Origin of the sequence: Streptosporangium sp. NBC_01639 (genome assembly GCF_045209755.1) — a bacterium.
GTDB lineage: Bacteria > Actinomycetota > Actinomycetes > Streptosporangiales > Streptosporangiaceae > Streptosporangium.
Window position 1 is genome coordinate 6,065,271 of record NZ_CP109272.1, and the last position, 14,699, is coordinate 6,079,969.

At 67.4% G+C, this 14,699-nt stretch carries 14 protein-coding genes; 10 read left to right on the plus strand and 4 right to left on the minus strand.

Annotated elements, in window-relative coordinates; genetic code table 11:
* The first annotated feature begins 36 nt into the window (after positions 1–36).
* Both OHA77_RS27760 and OHA77_RS27765 read left to right on the plus strand, forming a co-directional pair.
* Positions 37–441 (plus strand): YbaB/EbfC family nucleoid-associated protein, encoded by a 405-nt coding sequence (locus tag OHA77_RS27760; RefSeq protein WP_406312374.1) that lies wholly within the window; start codon positions 37–39, stop codon positions 439–441.
* Positions 438–755: a hypothetical protein gene (locus tag OHA77_RS27765; RefSeq protein WP_406312376.1), complete on the plus strand. Its 318-nt coding sequence runs from the start codon at positions 438–440 to the stop codon at positions 753–755. Before OHA77_RS27760 ends, OHA77_RS27765 begins: the two co-directional genes overlap by 4 nt.
* Before the next feature lie 311 nt (positions 756–1,066).
* On the opposite strand, the gene eccCa is transcribed toward OHA77_RS27765, so the two are convergent.
* Entirely contained in the window at positions 1,067–5,059 is a 3,993-nt protein-coding gene (gene eccCa / locus OHA77_RS27770; RefSeq protein ID WP_406312377.1) for a type VII secretion protein EccCa, read from the minus strand.
* Positions 5,060–5,205: 146 nt separating this feature from the next.
* On the opposite strand from eccCa, the gene eccD reads away from it, so the two are divergent.
* Positions 5,206–6,651 carry a type VII secretion integral membrane protein EccD gene (gene eccD / locus OHA77_RS27775; RefSeq protein ID WP_326825248.1) on the plus strand — a complete coding sequence of 482 codons (1,446 nt, stop codon included), beginning with the start codon at positions 5,206–5,208 and terminating at the stop codon, positions 6,649–6,651.
* Between the two features lie 114 nt (positions 6,652–6,765).
* Here the strand turns inward: eccD and OHA77_RS27780 are convergent, their stop codons facing one another.
* Entirely contained in the window at positions 6,766–7,200 is a 435-nt protein-coding gene (locus tag OHA77_RS27780; RefSeq protein ID WP_406312378.1) for a YbaB/EbfC family nucleoid-associated protein, read from the minus strand.
* A gap of 124 nt (positions 7,201–7,324) precedes the next feature.
* On the opposite strand from OHA77_RS27780, the gene OHA77_RS27785 reads away from it, so the two are divergent.
* From OHA77_RS27785 to OHA77_RS27795, 3 genes are all read left to right on the plus strand, one after another.
* A complete protein-coding gene (locus OHA77_RS27785) occupies positions 7,325–7,672 on the plus strand; it encodes a hypothetical protein (RefSeq protein ID WP_406312379.1) in 348 nt (115 codons plus the stop codon).
* Between the two features lie 92 nt (positions 7,673–7,764).
* Positions 7,765–8,544 (plus strand): hypothetical protein, encoded by a 780-nt coding sequence (locus tag OHA77_RS27790; protein WP_406312380.1) that lies wholly within the window; start codon positions 7,765–7,767, stop codon positions 8,542–8,544.
* 106 nt (positions 8,545–8,650) lie between these two features.
* Positions 8,651–9,097: a YbaB/EbfC family nucleoid-associated protein gene (locus OHA77_RS27795; RefSeq protein WP_406312381.1), complete on the plus strand. Its 447-nt coding sequence runs from the start codon at positions 8,651–8,653 to the stop codon at positions 9,095–9,097.
* A gap of 78 nt (positions 9,098–9,175) precedes the next feature.
* Here the strand turns inward: OHA77_RS27795 and OHA77_RS27800 are convergent, their stop codons facing one another.
* Both OHA77_RS27800 and OHA77_RS27805 read right to left on the minus strand, forming a co-directional pair.
* Positions 9,176–10,075 carry a hypothetical protein gene (locus tag OHA77_RS27800; RefSeq protein ID WP_406312382.1) on the minus strand — a complete coding sequence of 300 codons (900 nt, stop codon included), beginning with the start codon at positions 10,073–10,075 and terminating at the stop codon, positions 9,176–9,178.
* Positions 10,076–10,086: 11 nt separating this feature from the next.
* A complete protein-coding gene (locus OHA77_RS27805; protein WP_406312383.1) occupies positions 10,087–11,562 on the minus strand; it encodes a hypothetical protein in 1,476 nt (491 codons plus the stop codon).
* A gap of 357 nt (positions 11,563–11,919) precedes the next feature.
* On the opposite strand from OHA77_RS27805, the gene OHA77_RS27810 reads away from it, so the two are divergent.
* From OHA77_RS27810 to OHA77_RS27825, 4 genes are all read left to right on the plus strand, one after another.
* On the plus strand, positions 11,920–12,279 hold the full coding sequence (locus OHA77_RS27810) for a WXG100 family type VII secretion target (protein WP_406312384.1): 360 nt from the start codon (positions 11,920–11,922) through the stop codon (positions 12,277–12,279).
* 10 nt (positions 12,280–12,289) lie between these two features.
* Positions 12,290–12,628 (plus strand): WXG100 family type VII secretion target, encoded by a 339-nt coding sequence (locus OHA77_RS27815; RefSeq protein ID WP_326825240.1) that lies wholly within the window; start codon positions 12,290–12,292, stop codon positions 12,626–12,628.
* Positions 12,629–12,744: 116 nt separating this feature from the next.
* A complete protein-coding gene (locus OHA77_RS27820; protein ID WP_406312385.1) occupies positions 12,745–13,182 on the plus strand; it encodes a hypothetical protein in 438 nt (145 codons plus the stop codon).
* An 11-nt stretch (positions 13,183–13,193) separates the two neighbouring features.
* Complete coding sequence (locus tag OHA77_RS27825; RefSeq protein WP_406312386.1) at positions 13,194–14,576, plus strand: WXG100 family type VII secretion target; 1,383 nt, start codon at positions 13,194–13,196, stop codon at positions 14,574–14,576.
* Positions 14,577–14,699: the final 123 nt, after the last annotated feature.

A 14,699-nucleotide genomic window follows, 5' to 3' on the forward strand; every position in this document is an offset into this window, starting at 1 on the left:
ATTTTGTGACTTATCGGCTTATCAGGGGTGATCGCGGTGAGTGATGAGTTTCGGCTGGCCATCGATGAGCTGGCCGACGAGTACAACCGGCAGGCGGCGCAGCTCCGTGATGCGTACGGCAAGCTGAACGAGCTGGTGGCGACCGCCCGTTCGGAGGACCGGATGGTGACCGTGACGGTGGGGCCGCGCGGTCAGGTGCAGAACATCGAGCTTGATCCGCGTGTCTACCGGAAGCTGTCGGCGTCGGAGCTCGCACAGTCGATCATGGAGCAGATCGGCGCGGCGACGGGTGAGGTGTCGGCTCGGACGCAGGAGCTGATGGCCCCCTTCGTGCCGGACGGCCTGCCGTACGAGGAGCTCTTCGGAGAGGGTGCGAGCTTCGAGTCGTTCCTGCCACAGCCGGTGGAGCTGCCGTCCAGGGAGTCGGAGAGCCGACGGTGACGGTGCCCGGCGGTTATTACGCGGAGTGGGCGGGACTGCGCCGCAGAGCCCAGTACTACGGTGACGAGCGCGACTTCCTCCGGGAGGAGTACGCCGCACTGAATGAGGCGTTTCTGCGAGAGGGCCGTCCGCTGGGCGACGACCAGTACGGCGCGGAGCTGGAGAAGAACCTCCCACGCGTCAAGCAGGAGATATTCGACGCTTTCGACGCTTACATCGAGGAGATCGGCGACGTCCAAGAGCGGTTGAGGGCGAATGCCGCGGTGTATGAGGCGGCCAACCAGGCGAGTTCTCTTTCCTCCGCTGACGTCTGATCGTTCGTGGGCTTCGGCTGGTTCATCGTCCTGGACCGGTTCAAGCCGATGGCCTGGACGTCGACCGGCTGCAGCCGTCACGCGGGCAGGTCGTGCCGCTGAGCTTCCACGCCGACGGCGCGTGGACCGGCACCGGCACCGTCACCTACCACCTGCGGGTGCACGGGATCCGCCCGGACACGAACCTGCACCACCGCATCGCCGCCCGCGGTCACCACAGCGGCGACGGGGACCCCGTCACCGCCCGGCACGCGCTCAACGGGCTCCGCCGGTCCTCCGGCCAGGAGGCGGGAGGACCGGTGGGAGATCCGTCAGCCGACCTCCGGGGGCGGCATGAGGGCGGTCTGCACCAGGCGCGCTCCGTACTTCCGGTCCACGTAGATGCCCCGGCCCGGCGGGAAGGGCTGGGGGCGTACGTTGCCGAACACGAAGCCCTCGTCCTTGTTGCCGGACAGGATCATGGCGGGACTGGCCATGTCCTTGACCTTCTGGATGACCTGGTCGAACATGGCCCGGCCGATACCGCCCATCGCCCGGGACATGACGAGGTGCAGGCCGATGTCGCGGGCCTGCGGCAGCAGTTCGGCCAGCGGCTGGAGCGGGTTCGACGAGGTCGCCACCAGGTCGTAGTCGTCGACGACGATGTACAGGTCCGAGCCCTGCCACCAGTTCCTGGCCCGTAGCTGGTCGGGTGTGAGATCCGCCGGAGGCAGCCGTTTGAGCAGTGCGCTGCGCACGTCCTGGATCAGGTCGGTCGCCGCCGCGCTGGAGGCGGCGTAGCCGATGCGGTGCTCGGTGGCGGCGGAGTCCAGCAGTGCCCGCCGGTAGTCGATCACGATCATCATGGCCTCCTGCGGCGTGTGCCGGGCGACCAGGCCCTCGGTGATGAGGCGCAGCATGTTGGACTTCCCGCTTTCGGTGTCGCCCACCACGACGAAGTGCGGGTCGACCTCGAAGTCGATCATGACGGGCGCCAGGTTGGCCTCGTCGATGCCGATCGGGATCCGGTTCGGCCCGCTCTGCGTCGCGTCGGGCAACGTCTCGGCGGGCAGCACGGCCGGCAGCAGCCGTACGGCGGGAGCGGGGGCTCCCTGCCAGGCTTCCCGGACGGCGTGGACGAGCGTGCGCACCCCGGCTGACAGGTCCTCGGCCTTCTGGACGCCGTCGATCCGCGGCAGGGCCGACAGGAAGTGCAGACCCTCCCGGGTGAGTCCCCGGCCCGGAACGCCTTCGGGCACGGCCAGCGACGCCTTGCGGTTGACCTCGGATTCGTAGGCGTCTCCGAGTTTCAGCTCGATCCGGTTGCCGAAGAGGTCGCGGATGCCGGGACGGAACTCCGACCACTTGTTGGTGGCCGCCACGACGTGGATGCCGTAGCCGAGCCCGCGTGCGGCCAGGTCGGTGATCACGGGTTCGATCGAGTCGAACTCCTGTCGTACGGTCAGCCAGCCGTCGACCACCAGGAAGACGTCACCGAACCGGTCGCCCTGGATCGTCCCGTCGGCGACCTGCTGCCGGTAGGTGACGATCGAGTCGATGCCCTGTTCGGTGAAGTCGCGCTCCCGCTGCTGGAGCAGGGTGGCGATCTCGGCGACCGTACGGCGGACGCGGTCGCCGTCGAGGCGGCTGGCGATCCCGCCCACGTGGGGCAGCCCCTCCAGCGAGGAGAGGGCGCCGCCGCCGAAGTCCAGGCAGTAGAACTGCACCTCGCGTGGGGTGTGGGTGAGCGCGATGCTGGTGATCAGCGTGCGGAGCACCGTGCTCTTGCCGCTCTGCGTCCCCCCGGCGACGCCGACGTGTCCGGTCGCTCCCGACAGGTCCAGCCAGAACGGGTCACTCCGCTGCTCGAACGGCTTGTCGATGATGCCCACGACGGCGTGCAGCTGTCCCCGGCCCGCCCATCCGGTCGTGCTCAGGCCGAACTCGGGTGTCGCCGACAGGGGCGGAAGCAGGTGGGTGAGGGTCGGGGCGTCGCCCAGCGGCGGCAGCCAGATCCGGTGGGCGGGCGGTCCGTGCTCGTTCAACCGGCTGACCACGACGTCCAGCATGCTGAGCGCCCCTCTGTCGGCCGGCGCGTCCTCCGCCGCCGTCAGCTCCTTCTTCGGCTCCTCCGCCACGGGGACCGGGGAGAACTCCGGACTGTACTCCACGACCTGCCGGATCGGCCCCTGCCCGTCCACCGCCGCCGCCATGAGGGGATCCGCCTGGTAGGCGCCGGACACATAGGCGGCTTTGAACCGGGTCATCCCGGTGGTGTCGAACTTGAGGTAGCCGTTGCCCGGGGCGGACGGCAGCTCGTAGGCGTCGGCGACGCCGAGCACGACCCGGCTCTCCATCGCGGAGAATGTCCGCAGACCGACGCGGTAGGACAGGTGGGTGTCCAGGCCGCGCAGCCGTCCCTCCTCCAGGCGTTGGGAGGCCAGCAGGAGGTGGACGCCGAGCGAGCGGCCGAGCCGTCCGATCATCACGAACAGTTCGATGAACTCGGGTTTGGCCGAGAGCAGCTCGCTGAACTCGTCGATCACGACGAACAGCGTGGGCATCGGCCGCAGGTCGACGCCCTGTTCGCGGGCGCGCTCGTAGTCGCGCAGGGAGGCGTAGTTGCCGGCGGAGCGGAGCAGCTCCTGGCGGCGGACCATCTCCCCGTGCAGGGCGTCGTACATGCGGTCGACCAGGGGCAGCTCGTCTTCGAGGTTGGTGATGACCGCCGAGACGTGGGAGAGGGTGTCGAGGCCGAGGAAGGTGGCGCCGCCCTTGAAGTCGACCAGGACGAAGTTCAGGATCTCCGACGAATGGGTGATCGCCAGGCCGAGTACCAGGGTCCGCAGCAGCTCGCTCTTGCCCGATCCCGTGGCGCCGATGACCAGGCCGTGCGGCCCCATACCGCCCTGCGCCGACTCCTTGATGTCGAGTTCGACCAGACGGCCGTCCACGCCGAGACCGATCGGCACCCGGAGCCGGTTGCGCCCCGCCCGGGGCCGCCAGGTCGCCGCCGGGTCAAGGCGGCCCGGGTCACCGACGCCGAGCAGGTCGGTCAGGGAGGTGTTCATCGCCAGGACGTCCTGCGCCTCCCCTCCCTTCGCGGTCGACACGCGCAGCGGGGCGAGCTGCCGGGCCAGGCCCTCCACCCGCAGGAAGTCCAGCTTGTCGGGGTCGCCCAGCCGGGTCGAGGTCTTCTTGCCCGCGTGGTCAATCTTGATCATGAAGAAGCCGTCCGGCTGGATGTCCAGCCGCAGCGTGTTCTTCTCCTCGATGGGCCCCGACGCTCCGGACAGGTCGATCACGGTGACGCCGTCGATGGCGTCCATGCCGAGCTGGGAGTCGCGCGGCACGTGCCCGCCATCGATGATCAGCACGTGGTACGGCAGCGCGTCGCCGGAGGCGCCGGGCCGGAACCGGGCCCGCTCCTTCAGCTCCGGACCGAGCAGCTGGTCGAGCTGGGCGAGGTTGTCGGCCATCAGCCGCACCGGGCCGGCGGCGTCGACCTCGTCCGGATGCAGCGCGTGGGGGAGCCACTTGACCCAATCCCACTGGGTCATCCACTCCTTGTTCGCACACACCATGATCCGCATGTCGTCCGGGGAGTGGAACACGGTCATCTGGGCGATCATCGCGCGCACGAGCTCGCGTACGGCCAGCGGATCGCCCGTCAGGTTGATCCGCGCGAAGGAGTGCAGGGCCACGGCCACCGGCAGCCCGGACACCGTCGAGTGTGCCCGGATGAATCTCCGCAGCGCCCCGGACGTCAGGGCGTCCAGGTCCTCGACCGGTTTGGAGTCCGGGGGGATCAGCTGGATGGCGAGTTTCTGGACACCGGTGCCGAGCCGTACCGTGCCGAAGTCCTCGTCGCGGGCCCTCCGTTCCCACAGCCGCTGGCTCATGGCGACCCACCACAGCGTGTCTGGGGCGGGGCCGCTCCACTCGAGAGCCTCGCGCTGCTGCCTCGCCGCCCGCCGTACCTTCTTGCGGATCTGGGACAGGTAGCGGAAGTAGTCGCGGCGCTGGCCGTTCAGCTGCTGCTTGCGCTCGCCGGACTGCCGGCCCATCTGGCCGAGGCTCATGCCCAGCATGGATATGGCGAACAGGCCGCTCGAGACGTACATGATCGGGTTGCTGTTCCCGTTGGAGGTGAACATCAGGCCCATCGCGGCGGCGCCCGCGACCATCGGCAGGTAGGTGAGCACCGCGGTGAAGCCCTGCGACTGGACCTCGGGGACCTCCGGCGGTGACTCGAGCAGGATCTCGCCCCGAGGAGATTTGGGCGGCGGCCGTCGCTCTGGGCGCCGTACGATGACGATGCTCACCCTGAAATCGCCTTCCTGATCGTTTGCGCTACTTCTACCAGAAAACGGTTATCTGCGGCCGTCGCGCGGGAGCCCCACTCTCCCCGATACCGTATCCGTGATGTCGGTGATGTCCGTGATGCTTGTGGTTGACGGGGAGTACGTCTGTGAGGTCGCTGGCTCAAACGCCCGCTCAGGGGCCGATGCCGCAGGGTGCGCTGGCCCAGTTCGCCGCGCCGTTGGCGCCGCTGTGCCATGTCACCATCGTGGCGCCGCGCAAGAAGGCCGACCTGGCACTGCCTGCGGATATTCCGCTGCCCCACGTCCTGCCCGGCCTGCTCCGCGCGGTCGGAGAGGTCGGCGGGGAGGCGGCGTCGGGCCCGGGATGGGTGCTCCAGCGGCTCGGTGGCACCCCGTTCGATCTCGGTCAGAGCCTGGGAGCTCTGGGTGTGCTCGACGGCGAGGTGCTCTATCTGCGGCCACGTGAGGCCGAACTGCCCCCGACCCTGTACGACGACGTGCCCGATGTCGTCGCTTCGGGCGTCAAGGAGGGGCCTGACAAGTGGACCCCGCGGCACACCCGCCTGGTCGGGGTGGGTACGGCGGTCGCGTTCCTCCTCACCGGAGTGGCCGCGCTGGTGCTGGCGGGACCGCCGTGGTCGGTGTCCGCCGTGATCGCAGGGGTGTTCGCCCTCCTCATGATCGTCGCGGGTACCTTGATGTCCCGGGTGGTGGGCGACTCGTCGGCGGGTGCGCTGGTCGGTTACGCGGCTCTGCCGTACGGCTTCCTGGCCGGCCTCCTCGCGCCGATGAGCACCGGGAGCCTGGCCGGGCTCGGCTCGGCGCACATGCTCGCCGGGTTCGCCTCCGTCGGTCTCGTGGCCACCGTCAGCATGATCGCGATCGCCGACGGTGTGCCGCTCTTTCTCGGGTCCGCCATCGCCGCGATGGTCGGAGCGGTGAGCGCCGCCATCGTGATGGTGTCCGCCGCCCCTCCGGCCGGGGTGGCGGCGGTCGCCCTGTCGATCCTGGTGGGGTTCAGCTCGCTGATCCCGATGCTGTCGTTCCGGCTCGCCGGCCTGCCGATGCCCGCCATGCCGACCAGCGCCGAGGAACTGCGCAGCGACAACCAGAAGGTCGACGGCGCCGACATCAAGGAGCGCACCGGGCACGCGCGGGCCTACTCGACCGGGATGGTCGTCGGGATCGCGTTGGTGGCACTGGTGGCGGAGGTATACCTCCTGCTGGACGGCCACTGGATCGCCGTGGTCAACGCGCTGGTGCTGTCGCTGGTCCTCCTGCTGCGCATCCGCGTCTTCCAGGGGGCCGGCCAGCGGCTCTGGCTGACGATCGCCGGGTTCGCCGGTCTCGCGATGTTCGCGATCATGCAGGCCGCCGGGGTGGGAGGCGCCATCGCGATCGCCGTGCTGATGGGACTGCTGTGTGTGGCGGCGCTCTCCGCGAGCATGGGCCTGTGGCTGCAGACGGGGAAGCCGTCCCCGTTCTGGGGGCGTGCCGGGGACATCGTCGAACTCCTGCTGATCATCTCGCTGTTCCCACTCGCCCTCGGTGTGCTGGACGTCTACTCCTGGGTGCGGGGCCTGGCCGGTTGAGCCGCGGTGGGCGGGGGACCTGAGCCGCGGTGGGTGGGAGACCGGCTGAGCCGCGCTGGGCGGGGGACCGGTTGAGGGGTGGCGGGCGGAAGGCCGGCTGAGGGGCGGTGGGTGTCACCGCTCCCAGTGGTCGCGGTTCTTCATCCGCTCCCACCGGCTGATCCGCTCGCCCATCTCCGCGGCGAAGGACTCCTGGATCTCCTCGAACTGACGCTGGATCGTCCGGACCGCGTCCTCCCCGCCGAGCGGAGAGGCCACCAGTTCCCGTGCCTGCCGTCCTTGGGCGTCCTGCGCGGCCTGCACCGCCTCCAGCACCTCCTTGGACAGGGCGTCGCTGTCCAGCCGCATCCCCCGAGAGGCGATCGCCACATCGGTCACCCGGCCGTCGGCGCCGACCCGCGCCGAGACCAGGCCACTGCGGCTCTCGCCCGACCCGGTGACCTCACCGAGACCGGTCATCGCGGCGGCGAGGTCACGCAGGGAGCGTTCGCTGTCCTGTACGACCTGGTCGAGTTCGTCGAGGCGGAACTCTGGGTCATTGGATTCCATAGCATGTCAGGCCACCCGCTCAGGGTTAATCGGCAGCCATCACCGGCTGTCCGGACGGTTAAATGATCACGAAGTTCCCCTGGTGGGACTCGAAGCCGAGCGGGCCGTCGGTGAGGATCGGATTATGGACAGAACCGGTGCCGTCATCACCTCTTCGCCCGCTGGCTCCGCCGGCCAGGAGATCCACATCACGTCGGCGACGATCTCCCACACGCGCAGCCGGGTCGAGAACGAGCTCAAGGGGACGGTGAAATTCGTCCGGAGCCTGATCGGCACGGTGCACGTCGACTCCCCCGGATTCGGGGTCGTGGGCGGAATGCTGATGAGCGGCGCCTACGAGGGCATCTGCCGGGACGCGGACGCGCTGCTCGGCGACGCGGAGAAGGCCGTGGACAGCTGGTGTCAGGCACTCGTCGTCGCGGAGCGCAACTGGCGGACGGCCGAGGATCACAGCATCGTCCGGTATCGCTGATGTCGGGTTATGGGAACGTTCCCTACGGCGGGGTACCGCAGCCCCATGTGCCGAATCCGTATGTGTCGGTTTATGGGAATTCTTCTTACGGTGTGGCACAGCCCCCGCAGGGGGTCTTCGGGCCGCCTCCCCAGATGCCGGAGCCGATCGGCCCGAAGGTGCTGGAGGCGTTGAAGAAGGTCGGCAAGTGGTCGTTGTACCTCGCTCCGGCGATCGTCATCGCGAGTACGGCGATCGTCAACGAGCCCGGTATGGCACAGGCGGCGAGCAACTGGAAGTACGGCATCGCCGGCCGCCTGGACGACGGGATCAAACAGCTTCTCCCGCAGATCGTCGCGGCGTCCCGGACCAACTGGATCGCGATGGACCAGCAGGAGTTCGAGCGGGTCATCTGGCTCTTCCACCGGGAGATCGGCGTCCTGCGCGGCATCTTCGGCGACATCGGGGGCATGCTCGACGAGGTGGCCGCCGGATACCGGAGCTACTGGCTGAGGCTCGCGGAGCTGGGCGTCACCACGGTCACCCTGCTGGTCTTCGCCAAGCGCATGCAGCTCATGCCGCAGACCACGTTCTGGGGGATGCTGCTGGAGAAGTTCGTCGCGACCGCGGCCAACGGGGCGGTCGCCGTCCTGACCCTGACGCTGGGATCGGCCCTGAAGGCGGCCGGCGACGTCATGTCGACCATGCTGAAGAAGGACCACCAGTTCGGCTACATCATGCCGTCCGGCGACGCGAAGGTGGACTTCGAGCAGGCGACCATCGACTCCGGTGAGTATCCGTCCTACCAGCAGCCTCCCGCCCCGGGCCGGCTCCCGGAGGACTACCAGGACTTCGACTGGATCGCGCCCAAGGTTGACGAGCCGAAACCGTAGCCGGTGCCTGGATTGCGAAGAAACAGGCGGTGCGGTTAGCCTGCTCCGGAAGTGGCCGGTTGTTACTTATGGGGCCGGCGATGCCCGAGCAGGGGGAGAACGGTCGATGACGGCTGGTTTCGGCGATTTCGCCAACATTGACATTGAGAAGCTGCTGAACGGGGCGGATAGTCAGTTCGCCCAGATGGAAGAGCTCCAGAAAAGCATGGGGACGCTCGTCGGGCACGCGCAGGACGAAGACCGCCTGGTCACCGTGGAGTACGCGGCTGAAGGGGTCCGCGAGCTCGTGCTCCATCCCAAGGCGTTGCGGCTGGGCGCGAGCGAACTCGCCGAGAAGATCAAGATGGTCATCGCCGCCGCTACTGAGGATCTGCAGAGGCAGGTCAACGAGGCCATGGGCGAGGTGTTCGGTGAAGAGGACAACCCGATGAAATTCATCAACGATCCGGACGCGGCGCTCAACCAGATCAAGGACGCGGAGGCCGCCTACAACCGGACGTTCGAGGACGTGATGGGCGAGCTCGACCGCATCCGCCGCCGTCTCGACCTGTAGCCGCAGAGGATTGCCACATCGGTGAACTTCCGATCTGGCAATCCGGTCTGTCTGCAGGACGGGATGCGAGGGGCCCGGCTACACGTTCTTGGATGGCTGCTCCGTGGTCGTGTATTGCGATTGACCCGTGGTGGGGTACTGCGACTGTCCGGTGCTCGTGTATTGCGATTGACCCGTGGTGGGGTACTGCGACTGTCCGGTGCTCGTGTATTGCGATTGACCCGAGGTCGGATACTGCGACTCTCCCAGAGCCGATGACTGCGACTGCCCCGAAACCGGCTGCTTCAGGTTTTCGATGAAGACCTGCTCGAACGCGGGTGCGGTGCCCGAACCGGTGGACTCCGTCTTGCTGAGCTTTCCCTGAAGCATCGATGAAATTTGACTGTCGATCATATAAACAATTGTTGCTCCCACACCCCAGGCCATCACGCCTCTCCTCAGCATGTTTGCCATGGTCATCCGAACTCTTGCGGAGGCCAACGCGGCGGCGCTGCTGCCCATCACCAGAGTGACTGGTCCGCCGGCGGCGCTGGCTCTTACCACGAATGCGCACCCAAGGAGCGCGCCACCTCCCGCCAAGGTGACGACCGCCCCCCCGAACGACAGGTTGGCGATCCCGTTCAGGGCACGACTCATGTCCGTGTTGTATTCCGTGAACTTATCGTTCTCCTCCTTGAACGACGCCTTCGATCTCTCGAACTCCTCTCTCCCCATCTTCTTCCACTGCTCCTCGGTCACCGCCGAACTGGCGGCGTCGATCGCAGTGTTCACGTCGATGACGTCCTTGTTCAGCTTTTCCCGTCTCTGTACATCATCTTGGATGTCGCTCGGACTGGAATAGCAGGAGCCCATGCACATCAGCGAAGTTCTGCTTGTGAGCGAGAAGAGAGGATTGCCGAGGCCTCCCACTCTGATGGCGGCGCCGGTCAAGGCCATACCGGTGAGATACATGGTGGAGCCAGCCTGGTAAGTATCCATGAGCGTTCTTGTCAGCTTTCTTTAACGGTGCTGGCTTCGTCGGCCGCCCTTATGGTGCTGGCCCCGCCCTTGAGCTGATCGACCCACGCTGTGCCCAGTTGTTTTTGGGCGGCTTTGATGTATTCAATGGTAGTGGTGCGGGCAGATTGGTGTGCGGACGTGAGCCCCATCATGCCTATCACGCCGAACCCGGGGAAGCCCATGCCGAGCCCCTCGGCGCCGCTATCCACTTTGGACATCTCTCCGCCGTCGGCGATGGCCTTTACTTTATTTCCGAGTTTGTCCATCGAATCGACATCGGCATTGCGCCAGCCACCCTCCACGCCGCCGTCTGTGAGGATCTGTTCCCGCCGCTGAGCGGCAGTCGCCTGCGCTTGCGCTGCTTGCTCTCGCGCCGCCTGCTCTTGCGCTGCCTTTTCCTGTGCCGCTGTGTCGCCGCCATTGGGAGTTCCACCGGTCGCGCTCGGGACGCCACCGGACGCACCCGGGATGCCACCGCCGCCGCCGGACGATGTGGGAACGTCCGGTACCGACGGGTCGCCGGAACCGTCGCCGGCCCCGCCGGAACCCGCAGGGAGATCCGTGCCCCCTGGGTCTGTGGCCTCTGGGTCCGGGACCTCTGGAATCTCTGGGTCTGTGGGGACTTCTGGATCTGTGGGATCCGTGGGGTCATCCGGATCTGTGGGGTCGCCGGGGACTTCCGGGTCTGTTGGACCGACAGGGACTTCCGGGTCTGTGGGATCCGTGGGGTCGTCCGGGTCCGTGGGGTCGCCGGGGACTTCCGGGTCCGTTGGATCGACAGGGACTCCTGGATCCGTGGGATCCGTGGGATCGTCCGAGCCGCCCGGGGTCTCGGGGGTGGCCGGGTCATCCGATTCCCCGGAGCCGTCGGAATCCCCGGACCCGTCGGAGTCGCCCGAGCCGTCCTCGGCGGGAGGATTCGGGTCCTCGGTCACATCACCGTTCGGATCGTCAGGGTAGATCTCATCGGCCGGGCTGTCCGGGCTGTCGGAGCTGGCCCCGTCATCCGGTTCGCCGGGCTCGACCTGGCCGGGTTCGAGGTCTTCCGGCCCCTCGCCGCCGCCCACCTCATGCACGCCGTCCGAGTCCCGCGCGTCGTCGACCGGGCCTTGTCCGTCATCCGATCCTTGCGCCTCGCTGCGCGGGCCGTTCTGGTCCGCAGCGTACGGGTCGGTGATGACCTCATGTTTGGCCCCGTCATCCGGGAGGTCTCCGGCGTCGGCGGAAAGCGACCGGGACGCGTCGTCAGGAGGATCGGACGCCCCGGACTGCGTGCCGAAGACGTCGACCGCCTGGTCCTCCTGAGGGGTGGAGAACACGGCCGGTTCGAATGTTTCGGCGAAGGAGGAGGGGGCTCCGGCTTCACCGACCTCGGGATGGTGGATCTCCACCGGACCGGTGGTGGGGAGATCGGAGGGAGTGTCGCCCCAGTTGAGCAACTTGTCGATGTCCAGATTGCCAGCCAAGCCCAGCCTCCACCCCGCGGCCCTTCAAATGATCGCCAAGAGTAGCCCAACCATGCTAGGCCGTACAGAAAGGTAGAAATCTCTACCTTCCGTGCATCGGTCAGAGCTCTTGCGCCACAGGGCCCACTGCCTAGGGGCGAGCCTCCGACCTGGGCGTTTCTCTTAGAGAGATCAAAGCGTTATATATCCGTGACATATATGCATGTTATCTATGGGGCAGTAGATCGCTAACATGCCATTCGATGATGTTCGCGGCTGTAGTCCCGTCTGTCCGTCTGTGCGATGCCACGGTCATCGGACCGGCGTGAGGGCATGGCACCGCGACGAATAGACGGCCCCATGTCACGGAGGTGACCGGTGGAATTTTACGGTGCTAGCCCCGATAAGATCAGAACAGGGGCGGGGCTTGTTGCTGACGCCGCGCAGCATGTCGAAGGTCTGCGTAGGGGAGTTTCGGTCACCACGCAGGAGCTGACTGCTTCGGGGTGGCTCGGAACGGCGTCGGCCAAGTTCCTGCAGGCGATGACCGCCTGGGACAAGCAGATGCTGATTGTTCGGAACGATCTGGAGAACATCGCCGACCGGATGGGCCAGAACGTCGTCGTCTATAGCGCAGCCGACCAGGACGTGCAGTCGGGTATGGGGCGCGTCGACGCGCTCATCAACACCGGCTCGGTCGACGCGCAGATCAACGCAGACGGTTCGAGGAACGGGTAAGGGGAGCCGAATGAGCCAGTCAACCGACTACACCAAGGGCGGTTTCGCGGCCGACTACACGAAGGTCAACTTCGTGGAGATGGAGCGAGTCGAGGGAGAGCTCCTCAAGGTCGTCACGGCCATGGACACAGTCACCGACAATCTCATCACCCAGCTCAGGAACACTCTGGGTGAGGAGAGCTGGTCCGGTGGAGCATCGGAATACTTCGAGCAGCACAGGGCCAAGTGGGACCAGGCCGAGCAGGAGATGGGGCGCCAGCTCAGCGAGGCCGCCAAGGCCCTCGGCATCGCCACTGCGAACTACCGGGCGGCCGAGGCGAGGAACAAGGCCATCTGGTCCGCCGGCTGACTCGGTCATTGAATGATCGTCTTTCTCTCGGTCATCGCGCAGGATGCGGTGGCCGAGATCTTTCGTATCCGGCACGTCTGAACGACCCGTGGTCCGCTTCCCGCTGAAGGAGGAACATGACCAGCAAGGACGCCATGGAGTCCGGAGGGGCGGAGCCTCTTCCGATCGACCCGCGCTGGCCCGGATTGGACGGGGGCGCTCCCGTCTCCGAGTTCGACCCCGTCAAGCTGCGAACGCTCGCGGGCGAGCTGGAAGAGTACATCGGGTCGATGAAGGGACCCGCCTACTCGGAGGGCTACACCACCGGGTCAAAGGAAGGGCTTCAGGGGGACCGCCTGCTGACCGAGGCGGAGTTGGGAGCCTGGCCGGCGGCGAGCGCGCTCGTCCAGACGGTGGGTTCCTCCTCAGGTGAGAACGGGGGCAGGGCCCTCGGGATCGTGTACAACCTGTTCATCACCCGGCTGGAAGAGGTCGTCAAGGCGATCCACGCGAACGCCGACGAGTATGGCAAGGCCGCCCAGGCGAACAACGGCGGGAACAGCACGAAGGCGTAGGGAAGGTCGTTGTGGGTAGCGAATCGAAATTCCTGCTGATCCGATCTGGCGCCGCGGTCCCCGAAGCGGGCGAGGTCGTCGCATCGAGGAGCCAGATCCAGAAGTGGTTGAACGACACCGCGCCCGCCGCCGTCAACGACGCGGGGTTCGCCTACGGGCACGCGGCGTCGACGGTCGATCTCGCCTGCGGCGCCATCCAGCGGGTCGCCAAGGAGCTCGCGCGGGTATGGGGCGGGGACACCGCCATCGAGGTCCAGAAGGCGATGCAGCTGCTGCACGCCACCGGCACCGAGCTGTCCTCCAAGATGGACATGATGTCCACCGCGCTCCGGCTGTACGGCGAGACCTACCTTCCCGAGGCCAGGGCGAAGGTCGCCGGACTCCCTCCCGGCCTCGACCTCATCGAGCTCGCCGGCACGGGGATGGAATCGGAGGACACCAAGACGGCGCGCAAGGCGATGCGCGAGCTGAACGAGAAGATCGTCGAGATCTACAGCATCCAGGTCCCCCCTTACGTGTCGTACGAGCTGCCGACCGTGTCGCTACCGGGTGGAACGTCCGAGCACAAGAACGTCGACTACGGCGGGGGCCCGGCCTACCAGGGCGGCGCCCCCGGGTCCGGTCCGCAGGGCACGGGCGGGAGCGGCTCCTCCCCCTGGCCGGAAGGCTCCGGATCCGACGGATCGGGTGGGGCGGCTTCCTCCCGAGGCAGCGGCACGGGTGGCACGGGCTCGGACGGCTCTGGTGCGAACGGGCCGGGTTCCGTCGGTTCGGGGGCGAACGGTCCGGGCGCCGGTGACCCGGTGGGGTCCGACGGTTCCGGCCAGGACGGCTCCGATGCGAACGACCCGGGAGCGAACGGCCCTGGCTCGACCGACCCGGGGGCGGACGGCTCCGGAGCGGAAGGTGCTGGTGCGGACGGTTCCGGTGGCCAGGGATCCGGTGGTTCGGGTTCGGACGGCGGCACCGGCAAGGACGGCGACGGCACCGTGTCGCCGGTGATCGGCGGGGACGAGAGGCACGATCCTCGGAGCACCGAGACGGTGGGTTACACCCCGCAGACGCCGAACCTTGTGTCACCGCTCAACACTGTCGGGCCGACGACCAACCTTCCGCACATCACGACCGGCGTTCCGAACGTCTCGCCGGTGCTGGGCGGGCCCGGAGCGGGCACCAGTTTCCCCGGAGCGGGGTTTGGCGCGGGAGGAGTGACCTCTCCGGTGCTGTCGCGGGGCGTGATGAGCAACGGTGCGCCGATGATGCCTTTCATGTCGGGGATGGGTGGCGCTCCGGCGGACGGGGAACAGCAGAACGACATGTCCCGCCCCGGACACAAGGAGGTCCACGACGTCTGGGGCTGCGGTCAGAACGGCACTCCTCCACTGCTCTGCTAGCTCCCATGCGACGCCGCCGCCGACCTGGTCGGCGGCGGCGATCGGCAGGGCGGCGACGGGATCCGACCGGTCTGCGTCAATGATGTGATCACGCCTCGGAGATCCGGGAATCCTCCTGGGAGG

What these genes read in the sequence shown, in the direction of transcription:
- OHA77_RS27780 (WP_406312378.1), bottom strand. Translation starts at nt 7,200, where the DNA reads ATGGAATCCAATGACCCAGAGTTCCGCCTCGACGAACTCGACCAGGTC.
- OHA77_RS27785 (WP_406312379.1), top strand. Translation starts at nt 7,325, where the DNA reads ATGGACAGAACCGGTGCCGTCATCACCTCTTCGCCCGCTGGCTCCGCC.
- OHA77_RS27795 (WP_406312381.1), top strand. Translation starts at nt 8,651, where the DNA reads ATGACGGCTGGTTTCGGCGATTTCGCCAACATTGACATTGAGAAGCTG.
- OHA77_RS27800 (WP_406312382.1), bottom strand. Translation starts at nt 10,075, where the DNA reads ATGGATACTTACCAGGCTGGCTCCACCATGTATCTCACCGGTATGGCC.
- OHA77_RS27815 (WP_326825240.1), top strand. Translation starts at nt 12,290, where the DNA reads ATGAGCCAGTCAACCGACTACACCAAGGGCGGTTTCGCGGCCGACTAC.
- OHA77_RS27820 (WP_406312385.1), top strand. Translation starts at nt 12,745, where the DNA reads ATGACCAGCAAGGACGCCATGGAGTCCGGAGGGGCGGAGCCTCTTCCG.